Source organism: Halobacterium yunchengense (genome assembly GCF_037031165.1).
Classification (GTDB): Archaea; Halobacteriota; Halobacteria; order Halobacteriales; family Halobacteriaceae; genus Halobacterium; species Halobacterium yunchengense.
This window is the reverse complement of record NZ_JAYEZL010000001.1, coordinates 494,754-515,957: the sequence shown is the minus strand read 5'-3', so window position 1 is coordinate 515,957 and position 21,204 is coordinate 494,754. Positions and strand designations below refer to the sequence as shown.

Genomic DNA, 21,204 nt, shown 5'->3' with positions numbered 1-21,204 from the left:
GCCGAGCTTACTCGAATCGCCCGACGTAACGCCGACCGTACCGGCGATCCGCCGCCGCTGGCGGCCGACTGGCCGTCCGCGGCGACGTCGTCGCCGATGGCGCGTCCTGACGGCCTCGATGGCCGGACTTACCGGCCGCCCGCTTGCGGTAAGGGGGTAAATAACCAAACTGGTGTGCTGTGCGTGGTCACACGATGCCCCGATGCCGCAACTGCGAAAGCCACGTGACGGAACAGTTCGCCCGCGTCTTCGGCGACAACGAGGACCGCGTCCACAGCTGCATCGACTGCACCGCGAACACGGACCTCTACGACGGCGCGGGGTCGCAGGGGGCGGACGGCGCCGACCGCGCCCTCGCGCAGTGGCAGCAGTGACGGCCACCGCGAGACCGTCCGAGTGGGACGGCTGCCCCGGACTGTCCGGGGGGAGTGGTTGCGTCGGGCTGCCGGAGGATAGTGGTTGCGTCGGGCTGCCGGAGGACTGCGGTTGCGTGCGACTGCGGAAGCGAGACGGTTTCGTGCGACCGCGGATGCGAGACGGTTGCGAGCGAGTGCGGAAGCGAGGCCGCCGCCTGCGCCGCCCAGTGTGGGGTGGCTGGGAGTGACCGCGCTCGCGGACGCGCTCGCGGACCTCGACGAGGCGGCCGCGGTCGACCTGGTCGCCGACCTCTGGCGGCGCGCCGGCTGGACGGTCGAGACGGACGCGCCGGCGCCGGCGTCGGTGGTCGCGACGCGGTCCTCGCGGTCCGACCGCGACCGCAGGCTGGTGCGCGTGCTGGCGCCCGGCGACGGGCGCGCGGCCGCCCCGGAGCTCCGGGGGGTCGTCGCGGCGGCGGACGAGGACGCCGACCGCGTCACGGTGGTGTCGACGACGGGGTTCACGCGGGACGCGCTCTCGGTGGCGGACGCGTACGGCGTCGACGCCGTCGGTCCGGACGCCGTGGTGCGGCTGGCGGAGGCCCTTGACGCGACCGAGGACCTCGCGGCGCTGGCGGACTGAGCGCCGCGTCGCCGCACTCGAGCGCGTTCAGTCGGTGGCGGGGGCGCGGCCCCACTCGCCGCGGAAGAACGTGAGGGGGTCGCCGGCGTCGTCGAGGACGCGCGCCTCCTCGACGCGGCCGACGTAGACGGTGTGGTCGCCGGCCGCGAACGACGCGTGCACCGAGCAGTCGATGGCGGCGAGCGCGTCCGCGAAGACGGGCGCGCCGGTCGCGGCGGTGGTCGTGTCCGCGAACGGGTCGTCGACGGCGGCCATGCCGGCGAAGTGCTCGCCGAGTGCCCGCTGGCCGGCCGCGAGGACGTTCACGCAGAACGCGTCGGCGTCGCCGTCCGCGAGCAGGCGGTGGCTCTCGGTGTCGTGGTCGAGGCAGACGAGCACGAGCGGCGGGTCCAGCGACGCGCTCGCGAACGCGTTGACGGTGATGCCGTGCGGGTCGTCGGCCGGCGGGAACGTGACGACGGTGACGCCGGTGGCGAACTGCCCCATCGCGGCGCGGAACGCGTCGGCGTCGGTCACGCGCGACCACCTCGGAGTGGCCGCCCCTGGGCTGGCGTCATGGCTGGCGGAAGTGACGGCGGAGCACTGTTTTGTTAGCCGCGCCCGAACTCCCGGGCCACCGCCCCCGAACGTTCTATCCAGCTTACACGAGCGCTCGCAGTTCCTGTCATCCTGGTGGCTCGACCGGTCGGTCCGGCGCCGGTCGCCGTCACGTCATCTGGTTGGTAGTCGTCGCGAACGTGTCACCAAGCGCCCGAAGCTGGTCGCGAGTGAACACGGAACACGAAAAATCATACGTGAAAAGATAGTTTTCTGGGAAATTATGCACCCATATTCCGTCTGAAAAATCCGATTCCCGACGCTAACTGGGGTACGCTGCCGTTTTCCGGTGGTTATTTACCGGGTGCTGAACAACGCTCGACAGAGCAGAGACGATTCATGAATTCTGATACGAACGACATCTCGTCCGCGGCGATCTCCAGTGACGTCCCGGCCGTCCACCGAGACAACTGGACCGACTACGACCACCCGAGCACCGCCATCGCCGAACTCGTCGCCGTCGCCACCGGTCGCGAACAGGTAGAGCTGTCCCCCCTGCAGCGCACCGTCGACGCCGACGCCCTCAACGCGCTGCTGACGGGCGCCGGCAGCGACCACCTCGAACTCACCTTCGAGTACGAGTCGGTGACCGTCCGCGCGACGAGCCGCGGCGTCGTCGAGGTCTGGCAGTAACGCCGCTCGGTGACGGCCGCCGCGGCGTCACCTGAGCGAGCTGTACAGCTTCGCCGCCGCCGTCAACGCACGCGAGCCGCCCTGCAGCCGGAAGTACGGCACCAGCTCCGGAGCGAACTTCGCCTTGTACCGGGCGATGCGCGCGTCGTTGGCGCCCGCCAGGTCGTAGGCGTCGACGCCCCGCTCCATCGCGTCCCGCGCGTACGTCCAGTCCAGGAGGTCGTTCACCGGGATGTCGCTGTCTGGCTTCGCGCCGCCGAGCCAGCAGACCGCCTCGCTCCCGTCCTCCACGTTCACCTTCCCGCCGACGAACTCGCCGTCGACGCGGCAGACGTACGGCCGCACCACGCCGTCGGGCAGCGCCTCGTAGAGGTCCCCGACGAACGACGCGCCGATGGGGAACGACTCCCCCTGCTCGGCGTGGCGGTCGGCCACCTGGCCGACCACGGCCTCGATGCCGTCCACGCCCGCCTCCGCGAGCTCGTAGTCGGCGTCGTAGTCGCTCGTGACGTTCCGGCGCGCGTCGCTGCTGAACGCCGCCAGCAGGTCGTCCGCGGGCCGGTCGAGGTCGACGACGTACGTGTACCGCGGCGTCGCCGCGAAGTCCCGCCAGACGAACGGCCGGACGTCCTCGTAGCCCGGCGCCGTCCGCACAAGCGTGAACCTCGGCGCGTACTCGTCCTCGAGCCACGCGAGGCACGCGTCCACGAACCGCCGGTGGCGCTTGTCGCGGCGGCGCCGCTTCGCTGACTGCCGCCACACCATCGTCGGCCCCAGGTACGGGAGCTTGAGGTTCGGCGGCGGCGAGAACGCCGCCGTCACCGGCCCCTTCGACAGCGTGAACACGGGGAACAGCCCCACCGGCTCCTGGCCCTTGTAGCCGACGAGGCGGTGGCAGTCCGCGCCCGCGTGCGCGGCGAACACGTCGAGTGCGTCCCAGCGGTGGAACGGCGTCGGGTGGTCGGCCGCCGCGACCAGGTCGTCCCAGCGGTCCGCGTCGTCGGCGCGGCGGACCTCAATGCTCATGGTCGTCGAGGTACCCGAGGTTCGAGAGGCGGCGTTCCACCGCCGCGTCGTCGACGGCCGTGGGCTCAGCGGCGTCGAACCGCGGGTAGGCCTCCGGGGGCGGGCCGTCCACGAGCGGGAGCGCCTCGCCGTCCATGCGGTCGCTCGGCGGGACGCCGAGCGACGCCAGCACGGTCGGCGCGACGTCGAAGAGGTGGGGGTCGTCGAGGGCGGCGTCCGCGTCGACGCCGTCGCCGGCCGCCGCGAGCACGCCGTCGCGCTTGTGGTTCCAGGGCTCCGTGGGCTCGTCGAAGACGTCGCCGCGCAGCGACGCCGACAGGTACGTGTCGAAGCGCTTCGGCACCGCGACCACGTCGACGGCGTCGTCGACGTACGGCCCGTCGAAGTACTCTCCCGCCGGCCGCACCGCCGAGAACACGCGCTCGCCGTCCGGGTTCCGGGCCGCCCGCAGCGCGCTCACGACGTCCGCACGCACGGACGGGTACTCCGAGGGCGACACCACGCCCTCGGGGTCGCGGCCCGCCCGGTTGATGCGGACGCCGAGTTCCGTCCGCGACCGCATGTAGGCGACGGACGCGGCGAAGTCCACGCGCTCGGTCCCCGCGCGCACGGTGTCCGTCGACACGTGGTCGAGCACGAACTCGCGCAGGCCGACGGCGTCCAGCGCGCGGCCGACGCGCTGGCTGGTGAGCCCGACCGCCGACGCCGCCGCGACCAGTTTCGCGGCGAGCGCCGACCCCCCGTCGTCGCCCTCGCGGCCGCGGTCGATGCGCGTCCACGACGGCATCCCGCCCTCGCCGCGCGTCGCCCGCACGAACCCCGCCTCGCGGAGGTACTCGTTCACGCGGAACTCCCAGTCGCCCAGCGGGCCGATCCCGTGGTCGCTGGCGACCACGACGGTGTCCGGGTCGCAGGCGTCCAGGGTCGCCGCGAGCTCGTCGTCGACCGCCGAGAACACCGCGCGCACGGCGTCCTCGTCCTCGGGGCGCTCGTGGAAGACGGTGTCCGTCTGCTGGAACTGCAGGAACCCGAAGTCGGGGTCGTACTCGTCGGCGAGGTGGCGGAACGCCCGTCCGCGCATCGCCACGAGGCGCTCGTACCACTCCACCTGCTCGTCGCCGTCGACGTCCGCGGGCGCGTACACCTGGTACTCGCCGACCGCGTCGCGGACGTCCGCGAGCGTCCCCTCGGGGTGGCACGCCGGGTCCTCGGGCGCGACGTAGCCCGGCACGAGCGCGCCGTCGAACGGCCGCGGCGGGGCCGTCACGGGGACGTTCACGACGACGCTGGACAGCCCGTGGCGGTCGAGGAGCTCCCAGAGCGCGTGCTCGCGGACGTGCTCGCGGCTCACGAGCCCCCAGTCGTAGCCGTCGAACGCCAGGAAGTCGAAGACGCCGTGCTTGCCGGGGTTGACGCCCGTGTACAGCGAGGGCCACGCGCTCGGCGTCCAGGGCGGAATCTGGGACTGGAGGGGCGCGGACGCGGCGTCGTCGAACACCGACGCGAGCGTCGGCGCCACGCCGTCCGCGAACAGGGGGTCGAGGACGCCCCGGCACGCGCCGTCCAGGCCGACGAGTAGCGTCCGCATTCCGGTCGAGTCGCTATCTGTCACGACTCCAAGGTCCGTCCTCGCGGCCATTGTTATAGAGGGAGTTCCCCACAGCACGGGTGTCAGCGCCCCGAGGGCGGCGGGTACGGGGCTCCTAACGAACGGGTACGCCCGTCCTACGCTCGCGGCGGCGCCCAGCGCGCGCTCGGCGCGCACCCGCCGATTCCGGTAAGCAGTCACTACCCGCCGCGCACACACCCGGTAACCACCTGGTCGCCACCCTGCTCGCAACCGTCTCCAAGTAGGGACTTCCTACCGCCGTCTGGCCCTTTCGTGGTCCGAACGCCTTTCTACGTAATCCAGGACTACCGCGACATGGCGAACAGCCATCCCGACCGCGACGACGTACAGGACGAGCCTACCAGCGGCGACGACACACAGGCACCGCCTACCGGCGACGACGCACACGCACAGGACGGCCCTACCGGCGAGGAGGACGCGCAGGCAGCGCCTACCAGCCTGAGCCGGCGGTCGTTCGCGAAGGCGCTCGGCGCGGCCGCCGTCTTCGGCGCCGGCAGCAGCGTCGTCGGCAGCGCGAGCGCGGTCAGCGACCTCGACGCCGCGCTCAGCCCCGACGGCGAGGTCACGCTCGACCCCGGCGAGTACGACTGGGACGGCTCCGGCTTCGACATCGGCAGCGGCGACGCGCTCGTCGGCGGCGGCGAGCCCGGCGACGTCGTGTTGAACCTCGAGGGCGGCACGATGGACGGCGGCGTCGAGGGACGCCTCGAGAACGTCGTCGTCCGCGGCGCCAACCCCGAGTCGAAGTCCGGACTCGACGTCCACCCGGGCGCGACCGTCGACGGGTTCGTCTGGCCGGAGGGCGGCCAGCAGAGCGAGGACCGCGCGATGTACTCGCCGAACGGCGGCGACGAGCGCCTCACCATCCGGAACTCCGCGTGGGCGTGGATGGCGAACAACGGCGCGTACATCGACAAGCCGGCGACGACCATGGAGAACTGCGCGGCGGTCAACAACAACATCGCGAACGTCCGCGTCGGCCACAGCGACGGCACCAGCGAGGACGAGACGACGTACATCCGCAACACCCTCGTGGCGGTCACCGAGGAGGTCGCCAGCGACGACACCAACTCCGCGAACGCGCGCGGCATCCGGCTCCGCGAGCCCGGGAACCTCGTCATCGAGAACTGCTGGTTCGTCTACCTCGACGTCCCCGGCACCGCCGACCTCGTGGAGCTCCACGACGGCGCCGCCGGCTCCACGGTCACCATCCGCGACTGCGTGTTCTACAACGACTCCGACGGCGACCTCGTGCGCGACAAGTCCGGCGGCGAGATGGACGTCACCATCGAGAACTGCACGGTCGCCGGCTCCGGCAGCACGAACGTCGAACCCGACTACGAGGGGTCCGGCGTCGAGGAGGTCGACGAGGTGAGCGTGCCGCTGCCCTCGGAGGTCACGGGCTACGCGGCCGCCGACGAGATCGAGGGCGTCGGCGAGGGCGTCGGCCCCTGGGACGGCGAGGCCTCCGCGCCCTCGAGTAGCGGCGACGACGAACTCGACCACACCATCGTCCTGCACGCCAGCCCCGACAACGACGCCGCCGGCGACGTGACCTTCACGGTCGACGGCGACGTCGAGTTCGCGGCGGAGGCGGAACCCGACACGGACACCATCGTCGAGAACGACGACGGCACGGTCACCGCGACCAGCGTCGCCCTCGAACCCGACGCCCTGGACTCCTACCACTACGCCGGCGGCGTCGTCGACTACAGCGTCCCGGAGGGCGTCACCGTCGACGTCGCCGTGGACGGCAACACGACGACGTTCGGCGAGCTCGTCGGCGACGACCAGCAGTCCGACGACGGCGGCGACGCCAGCGGGTCGACGGACACCCTCGAGGTCGTCTCGAACCAGGCCGGCGACCTCGACTACGAGTTCGTCGTCGACGGCTCCGTCGAGCTCCACGAGACCTCCGAGCAGATCACGGCGGGCCACGGCGACTCCATCGAGGAGTCCGGCGACGGCACCGTCACCGTCACCGGGTTCACGGGCAACGACGGCTACGGGGACGCCTACCTCGTCGACGGCGAGGTCGTCTCGTTCACGTGGCAGCCCGAGGACTACGACTTCGAGGTCCGCTGGAACGGCGAGGTCGTCGACCCGACGGCGCTCACCGAGGACGCCTCGAGCGACGACGGTTCGAGCGACGACGGCTCCAGTGACGCCGACTCGAGCGGCGACGGTTCCTCCGACGCCGACTCCAGCGACGACGGGTCGTCCGACGGCTCCAGCGACGACGGGTCGTCCGACGGCTCCTCCGACGGTTCCGCTGACGACGGCTCCTCCGACGACGGTTCGAGCGGCGACGGCGGCACGGACGAGCTCCCCCACCTCGTGACTGTCGACGGCGGCGACGCCTACGACGTCACCGCGTACACGTTCACCGTCTCCGGCGACGTGGCGCGGGACGCGGACCTGAGTTCCACCACGGAGGACGGCTCCACGTGGGACCGCGTCGAGGACTTCGCGCGCGACGGGAAGGTCATCGGCCTCGTCGGCAGCGGCGTCGACGCGTTCCGGTTCAGCGGCGGCGTCACGGAACTCACCGTCGAGGGCGACGCGACCGTCACCGTCGAACGGGACGCCTGAGCCCGATGTCGTCCACGGACTGCGGCTGGCGGGACGTCACCCAGGACCCCGACCCCGTCGAGGACCTCGGGTACGACCTCATCGAACTCGACGTCATCCACACGGAGACGGCGGGCCGGCCGCGCGTGCTCGTGCTGCCGGCGGACGAGGACCTGCTGCGCGAGGACGCGTTCGTGGTCGCGGCGGAGGACGCGGTCTGCGACCTCGAGACGATGGTCTGACCGCGGGCCGTCGCCGGTGACCGTGGTCGGTCGGCGGTGACCGCGTTCCGATACGAACCCCACCGCCGCCCGGAACGGCCCCACACGGTCCGGTACGGACCGCACCGCGACCCGCTAACTCCTTCCTACCTGCCGTGTCGCCGGCCCAGCGCGGCGACGGCCGCCGCTCGCACCGCGCCCCGGGCCGGACTGCGCCCCCCGTCTCGTCGCCCAGCGGCGGCCGGTACGCCGCGATTAACGAAGGGGGAGTGCTGCGGACGATGCACGTCGACGCTCATGGTCCAGACTCGTGGCACTCTCCGACGCACACCGACGGACGCTGCGCACCGCCGGGCTCGTCGCCGCGACCGCCATCTCGCTGTCGATGGCCGTCGCGCTGCTCGCCGAGCCCCGACTGCTCGCCGCGGCCCACCCGCTCCCGCTGGTCGGCGCGTTCCTCGTCGTCGCCGCCGCGACGGCGTGGCTGGCCGTCCAGACGTGGCGCGCGCCGCGGTGAGCCGCACTGCCGTCGCCCCGCCGCGCCCCGCGCGGCCCGCCTGACGATGCAGACGGTGCTGTTGGCAGCCGGACGCGGCACGCGGATGGGGCCGCTCACCGACGCGACCGCGAAGCCGATGCTCCCCGTGGCCGGCGAGCCGCTGGTCGGGCACGCCGCCCGCGAGGCGGTGGCCGCCGGCGCGTCCCGACTGGTGGTCGTCGTCGGGTACTGCGGGGACGACGTGCGCGCGTACTTCGAGTCCTTCGACGCGGCCCCCGTGACCGTCGTCGAGCAGGCCGAACAGCGCGGCACCGCCGACGCGGTGCGGACCGCCGCGCCGGCGCTCGCCGACGCGCCGTTCGCCGTGCTGAACGGCGACGTGCTCTACGACGGCGACCTCGCGCGGCTCTACGAGAACGGCCCCGGCGTCGGCGCGGCGCGCGTCGACGACCCGAGCGCGTACGGCGTCCTCGAGACGACCCCGGACGGCGGCCGCGTCACCGGCGTCACGGAGAAGCCCGACGACCCGGACTCGGACCTCGTGAACGCCGGCGCGTACGTGTTCCCGGCGGCCGCCCGCGACTGGCTGGACGTCCCGGCCAGCGAGCGCGGCGAGCGCGAACTCACCGCGGTCCTCGAGCGCGCGTGCCGCGCCGTCGACGTCACGCCGGTGGCGTTCGACCGCTGGCTGGACGTCGGCCGGCCGTGGGAGCTGCTGGCGGCCAACGAGTGGAAGCTCGGCGAGCTCGACCGGCGCGTCGACGGCGACGTCCACCCGGACGCCGACCTCCGCGGGGACGTCGTCGTCGAGGCCGGCGCGCGCGTGGACGCGGGCGTCGTCCTCGAGGGGCCGGCGCTCGTCTGCGCGGGCGCGTCCGTCGGCCCGAACGCGTACGTGCGGGGCGCGACCGTCGTCGGCCGGGACGCCAAGATCGGGCACGGCGTCGAGGTGAAAAACAGCGTGTTCTCGCCCGGCGCGACCGTCGGCCACCTCTCGTACGTCGGGGACAGCGTGCTCGGGCGGGACGTGAACCTCGGCGCCGGGACGACGGTCGCGAACCTCCGCCACGACGACCAGCCGGTGGCGGTCGCGGTGAACGGCGACCGCGTCTCGACGGGCCGCCGGAAGTTCGGCGTCGTGCTCGGCGACGGCGCGAAGACCGGCATCCAGACCAGCCTCAACGCGGGCGCGACGCTACCGGCCGGCGCCACGACGGCGCCGGGCGAGACGGTGCTGTTCGGCCCCCCGGACCACGGGAGCGACGGATAGCCGTCGCGTCACTCGTCGTCGAGCGGCTCGTCGTACACCTCGACGGTACCGGCGCTCGCGACGAACACGCCGACGTCCTCGTAGTCGAAGGAGACGTGGAGGCCGTCGCTCGCGGACCGGACGAGCGCGTCGAGCGCGTCCACGTCCACGTACTTCTGGAGCGGGTCGAGTTCGACCGGGTCGACGTCCGTTCCCGCGGCGACGGCGTGGACGACCGCCTCGCTGGGCGAGTCCGCTGTCGACCAGTCGCTCCGGGCGATTCGATTCGCGGCGTCCGGGTCCGGGGCGTCCCCGTTCATCGAGCGTTCGTCCCTGTGGCGCCCCGAGTCAGCGGGAGGGCTGTCCGGCGTCCGCCCGCGGAGGCCTCCGCAGTCTCTCGGTTCACGACTGTGGACGGCTTCGACCGTCGGGGAAATAACTCTTCTGTCGGTCTCGCGGCGGACGGCGGCGTGACCGGTCGGCCCGACCGCGGCGGCAACCAGTGGCCCGTTCGGGTCGCCGGGACTACCAGTGGTCTGGTCGAGGCGTCGGGACTACCCCTGGTCCCGCTCGGGGTCGGCGACGACCGGTCGTTCGTCGTCGAGTTTCGCGAGCACGGACCGCGACGCCGCCCGGTCGCGGTCCGGCGCGGCGCCCCGGTCGAGGCGGGCCGACAGCTCCGCCTCGAGGTAGTCGAGCTCGCCGGCCGTGAACTCGTAGCGGCCGTCCTCGACGCGGTCGAGCAGCCGCGCCGCGACGACCGGGACGGGGTCGTCGCGGTCCGCGGACTCGATGTCTGCGACGAGCGCGCTGTGGACGCTCCACCGCTCGTCGATGCTCAGCGCCAGCGTGGTCGGGGTGTCTGTCGATGCGGTCATCGCCGTGGCCTCCTGGCTGTCACCTACCCGGTGCTATGGGGTATGTTAACATAAGTCTCCCGGCAGGGCGGCCAGTCGCGTCCCGGCGGGCCCGCGAGTGTGGTCAGTCGTCCGCCTCGACCGGCGCCGGCTCCCAGCCCTCCCGGACCTCGCTACGCGTGATATTCAGGCCGTGGGCGTCGTTGGCGTGTTCCCTGACGATGTCGATGAGCTCGTCGTCGTCCTCGGAGCGAACCATGAACCCGCAGGCCGAACACTCGTACTGGTGTGCCATGGTCGGCCCAACGCGGCGGGCCATCCTTGTTATCAACTGCCTGTGGACTCGCGGTCTCGCAAAACGCCGCCCTACGCGCCAGTAGGCGCGTGTTTCGGGGGCGCTCCCCGCCGAGACGCCCCAATCGGCCTGACAAGACATTTACCGCGGGAGCGGAAAACCCCCAGCGCCGGGTAGGGGTACCCGACAGTTCTTTCGCCGCTCGCGCCGGCAGCCGCGGAGCGCTCTCGCCGTCCGTGCCACCAGCTTGCGCGGCGTTCTCGCCGCGGTCCGTGCCAGCGGCCGCGTCGATCGCTCGCCGCCGTCCGTGACGGCGACCGCGTCGGTCGCTCGCCGCGGTCCGTGCCAGCGGCCGCGTCGCCGATTCCCGCGCCGCCCGCCGACGGGAAAACCCTTACCCGCGCCCGCGCCCTCTCTGTGCGCATGTCCGGGCTGAATCTCGACCCGGTGCAGCTCGACCGCTACTCGCGGCACATCATCATGGACGACGTCGGCCCCGAGGGCCAGCGCCGCCTCCTCGACGCCGACGTCCTCGTGGTGGGCGCGGGCGGCCTCGGCGCGCCGGTCATCCAGTACCTCGCCGCCGCCGGCGTCGGCCGCCTCCGCATCGTCGACGACGACGACGTCGAGCGGTCGAACCTCCAGCGCCAGGTCATCCACGCCGACGCCGACGTCGGCCGACCGAAGGCCGACAGCGCCCGCGAGTACGTCGAAGCCCTGAATCCGGACGTCGACGTCGACGCCGCCGTCGACCGACTCGCCCCCGAGAACGTCGACGGCTACCTCGACGGCGTCGACTTCGTCGTGGACTGCTCGGACAACTTCGCCACCAGGTACCTCGTCAACGACGCCTGCGTGCTCCGCGAGATCCCGTTCAGCCACGCCGCCATCTACCGCTTCGAGGGGCAGGCCATCACGGTCACCCCGGACAGCGCGTGCTACCGCTGCCTGTTCCCGGAGGCCCCGCCCGAGGGCACGATCCCGGACTGCGCGACCGCCGGCGTCCTCGGCGTCCTCCCCGGCACGATGGGCTGCCTGCAGGCCACCGAGTGCGTGAAGGCCGTCCTCGACTACGGCGACCTCCTCACCGGCCGCCTGCTGTTCTACGACGCCGCCGCCGTCTCCTTCGAGACGGTCCCCGTCGAGCGGAACCCCGACTGTCCGGTCTGCGGCGACGACCCCGACATCGACTCCGTCGCCGACGTCGAGTACGCCGACGGCTGCGCCGTCCCCTCCTAGTCGTCGACGGCGGCCTCGCGGGCGCGGTCCGCGTCCGGGTCCCCGGCGGTCGCCGCCCACCCGTAGACGTCCGCGACCTGCTCGATGACCGGCCGGAAGTGGCCGGCGCCGTCGTACACCGTCAGGCGCGCCTCCGGGACCTCGCGCGCGACGTGCTTGCCCGCCGCCAGCGGGACGCGGTCGTCGTCGCTGCCGTGGAACACGCGCGTCGGCACCGACACGCCCCCGAGGTCGAAGTCCCAGTCGCCGGCGAGCACCGCGTAGTCGGTCGCGACGGCCGCCGACCCCTGCCGGACGCCCTCCCGGAAGTCCGTGAGCATGATGCGGCCGGTCTCCCCCAGCCTGGGGTCCGCGAGGTCGCCGTCCTTCGGCTCGCCGACCACGTCCGTGAACGCGTCGGCGTCCGCGACGACGCGCCGCATCGCCCACGTGAACGGCCGGGCGAGGTGCCGCGACCACCGCGCCACCGCGTTGAGCGCGCGGTCGAACCGCTGGCGGTCCGCGGTGGCGACCCCGCGCGGCGGGACGCCCGACACCACCGCGCACCGCGAGACGCGCTCCGGCGCGTGCGCCGCGCACGCCAGCGCGTACGGCCCGCCGCCCGAGAACCCCACGACCGCGTACTCGTCGACGCCGACCTCGTCCGCGAGCGCCGCGACGTCGTCGCTCCAGTCCGCGAAGGTCCGGCCGGGGTCCGGGTCCGACCGCCCCATCCCCGGGCGGTCCGGCGCCAGGACGCGCGCGCCGACGCTCGCCTTCGTGTCGCGCGCGACGCTCCCGGAGACGCGCGACCCCGGCGTCCCGTGGCAGAACACCACGGGCGTCCCGTCCGGGGCGCCGTACTCGGCGTACGCGAGCCTGCGGCCGTCCGGCAGCTCGACGGACTGGCCGTAGTCGGTCGCCTCGGTGCTCGCTGGCGGCTGCATCCGCTCGCCACCTCGCGTTCGAGCGGCAAAACGTTACCGCGGCGGTCGGCGCCCCGGGAACGCTGGCGTGGTTTTTTCCCGGCCGTCCGCGCAGGGCTCGTATGGGCGACGGAGACGACTACCTCGACGAGGCGTTCGTGGACGAACTGGTCAGCGCCTGCCGCACCACGGTCGGCGACAGCCTCCGCAGCGTCACGTACTTCGATACGACGCGCGAGCAGCAGGTGTACCTCCGCGAGGACCTCGAGCCCGGCGCGAACATCGTCGGGTTCGCGAACAACGAGCGCAGCGGCTTCCGCTCGCAGCGCATCTACGAGGACTCCGAGCTCGGCGACTACCGGTTCACGCTCCGCGCGTTCGAACACGGCTACCTCACGCGCGTCGTCCGCGGCTACCACGGCGCGTTCGTCACCACCGACCGCCTCCAGACCGAGCGCTTCGAGGACCTCGCGAGCGCCGTCGACGGCGTGCTCGCCGAGTACGACACCGCGTGGCTCGGCCCCGAGTGAGCGCCCCGCCGCCGGGTCGCCGCCGCGAGACTGCCGCCTCGCCGCCCGTTCGTCGCCGCGAGACTGCTGGTCCGCTGCCGGGTCGGCGCGATTCCGGCCGGTGGTAGCTTTTTCTCCCCGAGCCCCGTCGACGCAGGCATGCAGCCACCGGACCTCGACCGCTTCTCGTCGCGGCGCTCGACCGTCTACGGGCAGCGCGGCGTCGTCGCGACCAGCCAGCCGCTCGCCGCGCAGGCCGGCGTCTCCGTGCTCGCGGACGGCGGCAACGCCTTCGACGCCGCCGTCGCCACCGCCGCCGCGCTGAACGTCGTCGAGCCCACGTCGACCGGGCTCGGCGGCGATGTGTTCGCGCTCTACCGGACCGCCGACGGCGACGTCGGCGCGATGCGCGCCTGCGGTCCGGCGCCCGAGAACACCACCCTCGAGCGCGTCCGCGCCGCGGTCGCCGACGACCGGGGCGTCGCGCCCGAGGACGCCGAGATGCCCGAGACCGGCCCCCACACGGTCACTGTCCCCGGCACCGCACGCGGCTGGGAGGCCACCGCGGACCGGTTCGGCGAGAAGGGCCTCGCCGCCCTCCTCCAGCCCGCCATCCGGTACGCAACCGAGGGGTTCCCCGTCTCCGAGGTCGTCGCCGCGCAGTGGGAGCACGCCGAGGACCGCTTCGAGCACGACAACGCCCGGGACGCCTACCTCGTCGACGGCAGCGCGCCCGCGGTCGGCGACACCGTCCGCCTCCCCGAACTCGGCGCGTCGCTGCGCCGCGTCGCCGACGAGGGCGCCGACGTCGTCTACGAGGGCGACGTCGCGCAGGCCATCGCCGACGAGGTCCAGGCCCGCGGCGGCTTCCTCACCGTCGACGACCTCGCGGCCTTCGAGGTGGAGTGGCCCGACCCCGTCTCCACGACGTACGGCGGCGCCGAGGTGTTCGAACTCCCGCCGAACAACCAGGGCGTCGTCGCCCTCGAGGCGCTGAACGTCGCCGAGGCGGTCGGCGCCGGCGACCACCCGCTGGACAGCCCCGAGCGCGTCCACTACTTCGCGGAGGCGACGAAGCTCGCGTTCCGCGACGGCCACCGCTACGTCACCGACCCCGACTTCGAGGCCCACCCGCCGCTCGCGTCGACGGCGTGGGCGGAGCGGCGCGCCGCCGAGGTCGGCGAGACGTGCAACGACGACGCGTCCTTCGGCGTCCCCGGGGCCGACGCCGAGGACGCCGACACCGTCCTGCTGTGCGTCGCCGACGACGACGGCAACCTGGTCTCCTACATCAACTCGCGGTTCGCCGGCTTCGGGTCCGGGCTGGTCGCCGGCGACACCGGCATCGCGCTCCAGAACCGCGGGTCGTCGTTCTCACTCGACCCCGAGCACCCGAACCGCCTCGAACCCGGCAAGCGGCCGTTCCACACGCTGATCCCGGCGGTCGCGCGCCTCGCCGAGGACGACTGGCTGGCGTTCGGCGTGATGGGCGGCTACATGCAGCCCCAGGGCCACGTGCAGGTCGTCTCGAACGTCGTGGACTACGGCCTGCCGCTGCAGGCCGCCCTCGACCGGCCGCGGTGGCGGTACCGCGAGGACGGCAGCCTCGCGGTCGAACCGCACTTCGACTCCCACGTCGCCGCGAAGCTCGCGCGACGCGGCCACGACGTCCGCACGCTCACGCCCGACCTGTTCGGCGGCGCGCAGGTCGTGCGCAACGACGCCGGCACGCTGTCCGCCGCTACCGACCCACGGAAGGACGGGAACGCGCAGGGCTACTAGCGGTCGATGCCGTCGCCGTCGCCCGCGAGCACGGCCTCGACCTCCTCGCGCGTGACGAGCGCGGTGTCCCCGGGGATCGTGCGCTTCAGCGCCGCCGTCGCCGCCCCCCACTCCAGGGCGTCCGGGACGCTCCCGCCCTCGATGCGGCGCGCGAGGAACCCGCCGACGAACGCGTCCCCGGTACCGACCGGGTCGTGCGTGTCCGCGTCGAAGACGCCCTGCTCGTGGACCGCGCCGTCGTGGACGGCGAGCGCGCCGTCCGCGCCACGCGTCACCACGACCGTCTCGAAGCCGAACTCGTCGGCGAGCACGCCGGCGATCTCCTCGACCGCTCCGTCCCGCGCGAGCACCCGTCGGGCGTCCCGCTCCGCGACCACGAGCACGTCCACGTCCGGGAACAGCGACTCGAGGACGCCGCGGGCCGCCGTCGGCCCCCAGAGCTTCGCGCGGTAGTTCACGTCCAGGACGGTGGTCGTCCCCGCCGCCCGCGCGCGCTCCAGCAGCGACGCCGTCGTCTCCGCGAGCGTCTCCGAAAGCGCGGGCGTGATGCCGCTCGTGTAGAAGTAGTCGGCGTCCGCCACAAGGTCGGTGTCGAGGTCCGCCGGCGTCGCCGTCGTCACCGCCGCGTCCGCGCGGTCGTAGACGACGTTCGCGCCCCGCGGCTCGCCCGCCTGCTCGATGTAGTACGTGCCCTGCCGGCCGGCGTCGCTGCGCGCCACCACGGGCTCGGTGCCCTGCGCGCGCAGCGTCGCCGTCACCTTCCGGCCGAGCGGCGAGTCCGGCACCTTCGACAGCCACGCCGTCGCCGCGCCCAGGCGGCCCGCGTTCACCGCGACGTTGCTCTCCGCGCCCGCCGCGCGGAACTCCAGTTCCGTCGCCCGCTCGATGCGCTCCTGTCCCGGCGGCGAGAACCGCAGCAGCGTCTCGCCGAACGTCACGAGGTCCATACTCGGGGATGCGCGCTCGGGGGCTTAGTTCCCGTCGACTCCGGCCACACTACCGGCGGCCGCCGTGTCCGGGGTAGTCGCGCTCGAAGCGCTCGGCGAGCTCGTCGCCGTCCACGCGCACGAGCGTCGGCCGGCCGTGCGGGCACGCGAACGGGTTCTCGCAGTCGTCGAGGGCGTCCAGCAGCGCCACCACCGACCCCTCCGCGAGCGACGTGTTCCCGGTGACGGCGGGCCGGCACGCGAGGTCCGCGAGCAGTGCGTCCGCGGCGTCCCCCACGGGGTCGCCGTCGGCGTCCGCGACGAACGCCGCGAGGACGTCCCGCGCGAGTTCGGGGTCGAGCGCGTCCGCGAGCACCGCCGGCACCGCCGTCACGCGCGCCGTCCGCCCCGCCAACTCCGCGTCGAACCCCAGGTCGCGCAGCTCGGGGAGCGCCGCGTCGAACGCCGCCGCCTCGCCCGCCGTGAGTTCGAGTTCGACCGGCGCGACCAGCGCCTGCGAGCCGTCCCCACGGACCTGCCGCTGCAGGCGCTCGTAGTGGACGCGCTCGTCGGCCGCGTGCTGGTCGACGAGCACGAGGCCGTCGTCGCTGGCCGCCACGACGTACGTGTCCGCGAGCTGGCCGAGCACGCGCAGCGACGGCAGCGACTCGAACTCCCCGCTCGCCGCGTCGTCTGCCGCGCCGCCCGCCGGCCCGTCGCCGGTGGGAAGGCGCGCGTTCCGCGTCGGCGCCTCGAAGGACGCGCTCGCGCCGTCGCCGCCGCGGCTGTCGGCTCCGGCGTCGCGGCCGTCGCTCGACGAGGACCGCTCGCGCTCGCCGCTCGCACTGGCCGCCTCGCCCTCGCGGCGGGACGTGCCGTCCGACTGCGCGGCGTCTCGCGAGGTGGTGTCGTTCGCCCCCGTTCGGTCCTGCGAGGACGTTCCGGCCGCGCTCGCGCCGGTGGCAGCGTCCGCAGCCGCCCGCGCGCCGGCGTCCTCGCGGTCCCCGCTCGCCGGGTCGCTCGACTCGGGCGCGATCTCGACGTCGCCGGGCTTGGACTTCCCGCGGGGCGCCCGCGACCGCACGAGGCCGGCGTCCAGCAGCGCGTCGCGGACGGCGCTCTCGACAGCGCGTCGGACGCCGCGCTCGTCCGCGAAGCGCACCTCGAGCTTCCGCGGGTGGACGTTCGCGTCGACGCCGTCGGCCTCGACGAACAGCACCGTGAACGGGTAGCGGTCGCTCGCGAGCTGGCCGCCGTACGCGTCCAGCACCGCGTCCCGGAGCACGCCGTCGCGGACCGCGCGCCCGTTCACGAACGTCGCGACGTACTCGCCCGTCGAGCGCGTGACCTCCGGGTCGGAGACGTGGCCGTACACGCGCGCGACGGCGTCGGCGTCCGGCTCGGCGTCCACCTCGACGAGGGACTGCGCGACCTCGCGGCCGTACACCGCGAGCGCGGCGTCCCGCACGCCGCCGGTGCCGGTCGTCGCGAACACCTCGCGGCCGTCGTGGGACAGCGACACCGCCACGCCGGGGTTCGCGAGCGCGTACCGCGTCACCGCGCGGTTCACGTGCGCGAACTCCGTCGCCGGCCGCTTCAGGTACTTCCGGCGCGCGGGCGTCTCCGCGAACAGCTCGGCCACGTCGACGGTCGTCCCCGCCGGACGGCCGGCGGGGCGAACCTCGCCGACGTCGCCGTGGTCGACCGCGAGCTCGGCGCCCGCGTCGCCGGCGTCCCGCGCTCGCGTCGTCACGGTCATCCGCGACACCGAGCCGATGGTGTAGAGGGCTTCGCCCCGGAACCCCAGCGTCGCCACGGCGTCGAGGTCGTCGCCGTCCCCGAGCTTGCTCGTCGTGTGCTGGCGGACCGCCGCGCGCAGGTCCTCGGCGGTCATCCCCCGGCCGTCGTCGGCGACCACGATTCCCTCGGTGCCGCCGGCGTCGACGCTCACGTCCACGCTCGACGCGCCCGCGTCCAGGCTGTTCTCCACGAGCTCCTTCACGACGCTGGCCGGCCGCTCGACCACCTCGCCCGCCGCGATCCGGGCGACCGTCGCGTCGTCCAGCTCGCGGATGCGGTCGCCGTCGGTCATGGCTCGGGAGAGGCGGGCGCGCCCCATCAATCCCGCGGCACGCTCCGGTCCGCGGACCCCCGGCAGTCCGGCGTGACCCCGCAGTCGGCGGTTTCGTCGGCGGTCCGCGACCCCGGGAGTCCGAGGTCCGCCGTCAGTCCGCGAGGCGGTCCTGCCAGTCCTGTACCTTCGACAGCAGCTCGACCGGCGGCGTCTCCTCGACGTCGACGTTCCGCAGGTCCTCGAGGACGGCCTCGGCGTCCGCGTCGAGGGGGTCCGTCTCGCCGCCGTCCGCCTCCGCGTCGGCCGACGCGAACTCGCCGGACGCGAGGTCGAAGACGGCCTGCACGGAGCCGCCCGCCGACCCCTTCGCCTCGACGGCCTGCTCGTCGCGGAGGCGGTCCAGCACCGCCCGGGAGCGCTCCACCACCGGGTCCGGGACGCCCGCGAGGTCCGCGACGTGGACGCCGTACGAGCGGTCGGTCGGCCCCTCGCGGACCGTCCGCAGGAATGTCACCTCGCCGCCAGCGCTACGCTCCGAGGAGCTCCCGCTCGCGTCGCTCGCGGGGACGCCGTCGCGCTCCTCGGCCGCGACGTGGACGTTCGCCACGGCCTCGAGGTGGTCGGCCAGCGACGTGAGCTCGTGGTAGTGCGTCGCGAACAGCGTCTTCGCGCGCACCTCGTTGTGGATGTACTCGGTCGCCGCCCACGCGATGGAGATGCCGTCGTAGGTCGCGGTGCCGCGGCCGACCTCGTCCAGGACCACCAGCGAGTCCGCGGTGGCGGCGTGGAGGATGCGGGAGAGCTCCTGCATCTCCACCATGAACGTCGACCGGCCCTGCGCGAGCTCGTCCAGCGCGCCGACTCTGGTGTAGATGCCGTCCACGAGGCCGACGCGCGCGAAGTCGGCTGGCACGAAGCTCCCGACCTGCGCGAGCAACACGACCAGCGCGACCTGGCGCATGTACGTCGACTTCCCGCTCATGTTCGGGCCCGTGACGACGAGGAACCGCCGGCCGTCGCCGAAGCGCGCGTCGTTCGGCACGAACTCCGTCGCCTGCTCGACGACGGGGTGGCGGCCGGCCTCGACCTCGAGGGCGTCGCCGTCGACGAGCTCGGGGCGCGTCCAGCGGTTCGCGGCGGCGTGCTCGGCGAGGCTCGCGAGCGCGTCCAGCTCCGCGAGCGCGCGCCCGACCGCCTGCAGGACGCCGGCGCGCTCGCCCACCCAGTCGCGGAGCTCGCCGAACAGCCGGTACTCGAGGTCGCCGCGCTCGGACTCCACGCGGAGAATCCGGCGCTCGCGCTCCTCGAGCTCGTCGGTCGCGTACCGCGTGGAGTTCTTCAGGGACTTCACCTCGCGGTACTCCTCGGGCACGGCGTCCGTCTCGGAGTTCCCGACCTGGACGTAGTAGCCGTCCGTCTTGTTCCGGTCGACCCGGAGGTGGGTGACGCCGAGGCGCTCGCGCTCGCGGTCCGCGAGGCCGTCCAGCCACGCCTCGTGCTCGCGGTGCTCCGCGACGAGGGCGTCCAGGTCCTCGTCGTACCCCTCGCGGAGCAGGCCGCCCTCGCGGAGGGTCTTCGGCGGGTCGTCGGCGAGCGCCGCCGCCAGCTCGTCGCGGACGCCGGCGGCCGCCTCGCGGTCGACGCGCTCGAGGACGCCGGCCGCGGGCGAGGCCGCGAGGTCGGGGTCGCTCTCCAGTGCGTCCGCGACCTCGGGCAGCACCGCGAGCGTCTCCCGCAGCCGCAGCAGGTCGGTCGCGTCCGCGCGCCCGCCGGCCGCCCGGCTCGCGAGGCGCTCGACGTCGTAGGCGTCCTCGAGCGCGTCGCGGAGCGCGTCCCGCGCCAGCGGCGCGTCCGCCAGCGCCCCGACGGCGGCCTGCCGGCGCTCCAGCTCCGCGCGGTCCTGCAGCGGGCGCGTCAGCCACGCCTGCAGGCGGCGGCCGCCCGCCGCGGTCACCGTGTGGTCGACCGTCGCGAACAGCGACCCCTCGCCGTCGCCGCCCATCGTCGCCGTGAGCTCGAGGTTGCGCTGGGTCGTCGCGTCCAGTTCCACGTGGTCGTCCGCGCTGTACGGCTGCAGCCGCGTCAGCGACGCGAGCACGCCAGCGTCCGTCGCCGCCACGTAGTCCAGGGCCGCGCCGGCGGCGCGCGCGGCCGGCCCGCCCTCGGCGACGCCGAGGCTGTGGAGCGCGCCGTCCCCGAACTGCTCGCGGACCGCGTGCGCCGCCCGGCCGGGCGCGAACGCCGTCGCCTCGTGCAGCGTCAGCGTCGCGTCCGCCCGGTCGCGCAGCGACGCCAGGAACGCGTCGTCGTCCCGGAGGTCGGGGCCCGCCAGCACCTCCTCGGGGCCGAACCGGTGGAGCTCGGTCAACGCGGCCGCCTCGCCGTCCGCGCTCGCGACGTGGAACTGGCCCGTGGTCACGTCCACGAACGCCAGCCCCCAGTCGCCGTCGCGGACGACCGCCGCGAGGTAGCGCGCGTCCGCGCCCGTCACGTCGACGTAGGTGCCGGGCGTCGCGACCCTCGCGACATCGCGCTCGATGTCGCCGTCCCCGTCGGTCTGGTCGGCGACGGCGACGCGGTAGCCGCGCTCGACGAGCGCCGCGAGGTACGGCGTCAGGTCGTCCACCGGGACGCCCGCCATCGGGTACGACGACCCGTGCGCGGACTTCTCGGAGACCTGGAGGTCGAGGACGTCGGCGACCTCGCGGGCGTCCTCGCCGAAGAACTCGTAGAAGTCCCCGACCTGCATCGCCAGCAGGTCCGCGTCCGTCGACGCCTTCAGGTCGAGGAACTCCTCGACTACGCCCATCGGGCCCTCCGCTCGGTCATGGTTGCAGGTGTGGGTCGGCGCCGCCTATGAAGCCTCCGGGTCCGCACGCTGAGCAGCGGTGGACGGCGCCAGCGCGGACTGTCCCCGACGCCATCCCGCGACGGTACCTCACTAGGAACTGGTGTTTCCGGCGCGTCCGCCGCCGCATCCGGCGGTCCGGCCGTCTCCGCGAGCACACAGGTCACTCACGTTCGATAACCTTCATTGGCGGCGGCCAAGATGCCACTAGCCCACGAACAGGAACAGCACCGGAAAGGGCAGCTGGTAGGACACCTGCTCTTTCACACTCCGACCCCATAAGCGTTGCCCGGCCAGTGGCGACGCCGTCCGTCGAGTGGGTCGCGGGGCGGTGCCTCCTGGGA

Annotated in this window: 20 protein-coding genes; 10 read left to right on the top strand and 10 right to left on the bottom strand. The window is 73.7% G+C overall.

Features of this window, described 5'->3' with window-relative positions; all coding sequences use genetic code 11:
* Positions 1–194: 194 nt before the first annotated feature.
* Together U5911_RS02595 and U5911_RS02590 are read left to right on the top strand one after the other, a co-directional pair.
* Positions 195–374: a DUF7563 family protein gene (locus U5911_RS02595; protein WP_418771503.1), complete on the top strand. Its 180-nt coding sequence runs from the start codon at positions 195–197 to the stop codon at positions 372–374.
* A 226-nt stretch (positions 375–600) separates the two neighbouring features.
* A complete protein-coding gene (locus U5911_RS02590) occupies positions 601–999 on the top strand; it encodes a restriction endonuclease (RefSeq protein ID WP_336035054.1) in 399 nt (132 codons plus the stop codon).
* 27 nt (positions 1,000–1,026) lie between these two features.
* Here the strand turns inward: U5911_RS02590 and U5911_RS02585 are convergent, their stop codons facing one another.
* The gene (locus U5911_RS02585; protein ID WP_336035052.1) at positions 1,027–1,515 is read right to left on the bottom strand and encodes a flavin reductase family protein; all 489 of its coding nucleotides are present in this window, start codon (positions 1,513–1,515) and stop codon (positions 1,027–1,029) included.
* A gap of 420 nt (positions 1,516–1,935) precedes the next feature.
* Here U5911_RS02585 and U5911_RS02580 point away from each other — a divergent pair, with 420 nt between their 5' ends.
* Positions 1,936–2,229 carry a HalOD1 output domain-containing protein gene (locus U5911_RS02580; RefSeq protein ID WP_336035051.1) on the top strand — a complete coding sequence of 98 codons (294 nt, stop codon included), beginning with the start codon at positions 1,936–1,938 and terminating at the stop codon, positions 2,227–2,229.
* A gap of 27 nt (positions 2,230–2,256) precedes the next feature.
* On the opposite strand, the gene U5911_RS02575 is transcribed toward U5911_RS02580, so the two are convergent.
* Together U5911_RS02575 and U5911_RS02570 are read right to left on the bottom strand one after the other, a co-directional pair.
* Positions 2,257–3,255 carry a GNAT family N-acetyltransferase gene (locus U5911_RS02575; RefSeq protein ID WP_336035050.1) on the bottom strand — a complete coding sequence of 333 codons (999 nt, stop codon included), beginning with the start codon at positions 3,253–3,255 and terminating at the stop codon, positions 2,257–2,259.
* Positions 3,245–4,843: an alkaline phosphatase family protein gene (locus tag U5911_RS02570; protein ID WP_336035048.1), complete on the bottom strand. Its 1,599-nt coding sequence runs from the start codon at positions 4,841–4,843 to the stop codon at positions 3,245–3,247. The genes U5911_RS02575 and U5911_RS02570 overlap by 11 nt, the downstream gene beginning before the upstream one ends.
* Before the next feature lie 336 nt (positions 4,844–5,179).
* Here U5911_RS02570 and U5911_RS02565 point away from each other — a divergent pair, with 336 nt between their 5' ends.
* The 4 genes from U5911_RS02565 to glmU all read left to right on the top strand — a co-directional run bounded on the left by U5911_RS02565 (position 5,180) and on the right by glmU (position 9,446).
* Positions 5,180–7,477, top strand: a complete 2,298-nt coding sequence (locus U5911_RS02565; protein WP_336035046.1) for a right-handed parallel beta-helix repeat-containing protein — start codon at positions 5,180–5,182, stop codon at positions 7,475–7,477.
* Positions 7,478–7,482: 5 nt separating this feature from the next.
* A complete protein-coding gene (locus tag U5911_RS02560) occupies positions 7,483–7,698 on the top strand; it encodes a hypothetical protein (protein WP_336035044.1) in 216 nt (71 codons plus the stop codon).
* A gap of 289 nt (positions 7,699–7,987) precedes the next feature.
* Entirely contained in the window at positions 7,988–8,194 is a 207-nt protein-coding gene (locus U5911_RS02555; RefSeq protein WP_336035043.1) for a hypothetical protein, read from the top strand.
* 46 nt (positions 8,195–8,240) lie between these two features.
* Positions 8,241–9,446: a bifunctional sugar-1-phosphate nucleotidylyltransferase/acetyltransferase gene (gene glmU / locus U5911_RS02550; protein WP_336035041.1), complete on the top strand. Its 1,206-nt coding sequence runs from the start codon at positions 8,241–8,243 to the stop codon at positions 9,444–9,446.
* A gap of 8 nt (positions 9,447–9,454) precedes the next feature.
* Here glmU and U5911_RS02545 read toward each other — a convergent pair whose 3' ends face one another.
* The 3 genes from U5911_RS02545 to U5911_RS02535 form a co-directional block, all read right to left on the bottom strand.
* Positions 9,455–9,745 (bottom strand): HalOD1 output domain-containing protein, encoded by a 291-nt coding sequence (locus U5911_RS02545; RefSeq protein ID WP_336035039.1) that lies wholly within the window; start codon positions 9,743–9,745, stop codon positions 9,455–9,457.
* Positions 9,746–9,979: 234 nt separating this feature from the next.
* Positions 9,980–10,303 (bottom strand): DUF7853 family protein, encoded by a 324-nt coding sequence (locus U5911_RS02540; RefSeq protein ID WP_336035037.1) that lies wholly within the window; start codon positions 10,301–10,303, stop codon positions 9,980–9,982.
* Positions 10,304–10,406: 103 nt separating this feature from the next.
* Positions 10,407–10,577, bottom strand: a complete 171-nt coding sequence (locus tag U5911_RS02535; RefSeq protein WP_336035035.1) for a DUF1059 domain-containing protein — start codon at positions 10,575–10,577, stop codon at positions 10,407–10,409.
* A gap of 423 nt (positions 10,578–11,000) precedes the next feature.
* On the opposite strand from U5911_RS02535, the gene ubaA reads away from it, so the two are divergent.
* On the top strand, positions 11,001–11,816 hold the full coding sequence (ubaA, locus tag U5911_RS02530; protein ID WP_336035033.1) for an SAMP-activating enzyme E1: 816 nt from the start codon (positions 11,001–11,003) through the stop codon (positions 11,814–11,816).
* Here the strand turns inward: ubaA and U5911_RS02525 are convergent.
* Complete coding sequence (locus tag U5911_RS02525) at positions 11,813–12,742, bottom strand: alpha/beta fold hydrolase (protein ID WP_336035032.1); 930 nt, start codon at positions 12,740–12,742, stop codon at positions 11,813–11,815. The genes ubaA and U5911_RS02525 overlap by 4 nt on opposite strands.
* Positions 12,743–12,843: 101 nt before the next feature.
* Between U5911_RS02525 and U5911_RS02520 the strand changes: the two genes are divergently transcribed.
* Both U5911_RS02520 and ggt read left to right on the top strand, forming a co-directional pair.
* Positions 12,844–13,251 (top strand): DUF7522 family protein, encoded by a 408-nt coding sequence (locus U5911_RS02520; protein WP_336035031.1) that lies wholly within the window; start codon positions 12,844–12,846, stop codon positions 13,249–13,251.
* A 138-nt stretch (positions 13,252–13,389) separates the two neighbouring features.
* Positions 13,390–15,012: a gamma-glutamyltransferase gene (ggt, locus tag U5911_RS02515; protein ID WP_336035029.1), complete on the top strand. Its 1,623-nt coding sequence runs from the start codon at positions 13,390–13,392 to the stop codon at positions 15,010–15,012.
* Here ggt and kdgK1 read toward each other — a convergent pair.
* From kdgK1 to mutS, 3 genes are all read right to left on the bottom strand, one after another.
* Positions 15,009–15,959 (bottom strand): bifunctional 2-dehydro-3-deoxygluconokinase/2-dehydro-3-deoxygalactonokinase, encoded by a 951-nt coding sequence (gene kdgK1, locus U5911_RS02510; protein ID WP_336035028.1) that lies wholly within the window; start codon positions 15,957–15,959, stop codon positions 15,009–15,011. The two genes, ggt and kdgK1, sit on opposite strands and share 4 nt — an antisense overlap.
* Before the next feature lie 49 nt (positions 15,960–16,008).
* The gene (mutL, locus tag U5911_RS02505; RefSeq protein ID WP_336035026.1) at positions 16,009–18,030 is read right to left on the bottom strand and encodes a DNA mismatch repair endonuclease MutL; all 2,022 of its coding nucleotides are present in this window, start codon (positions 18,028–18,030) and stop codon (positions 16,009–16,011) included.
* Positions 18,031–18,163: 133 nt separating this feature from the next.
* The gene (gene mutS / locus U5911_RS02500) at positions 18,164–20,821 is read right to left on the bottom strand and encodes a DNA mismatch repair protein MutS (RefSeq protein ID WP_336035024.1); all 2,658 of its coding nucleotides are present in this window, start codon (positions 20,819–20,821) and stop codon (positions 18,164–18,166) included.
* Positions 20,822–21,204 lie beyond the last annotated feature (383 nt).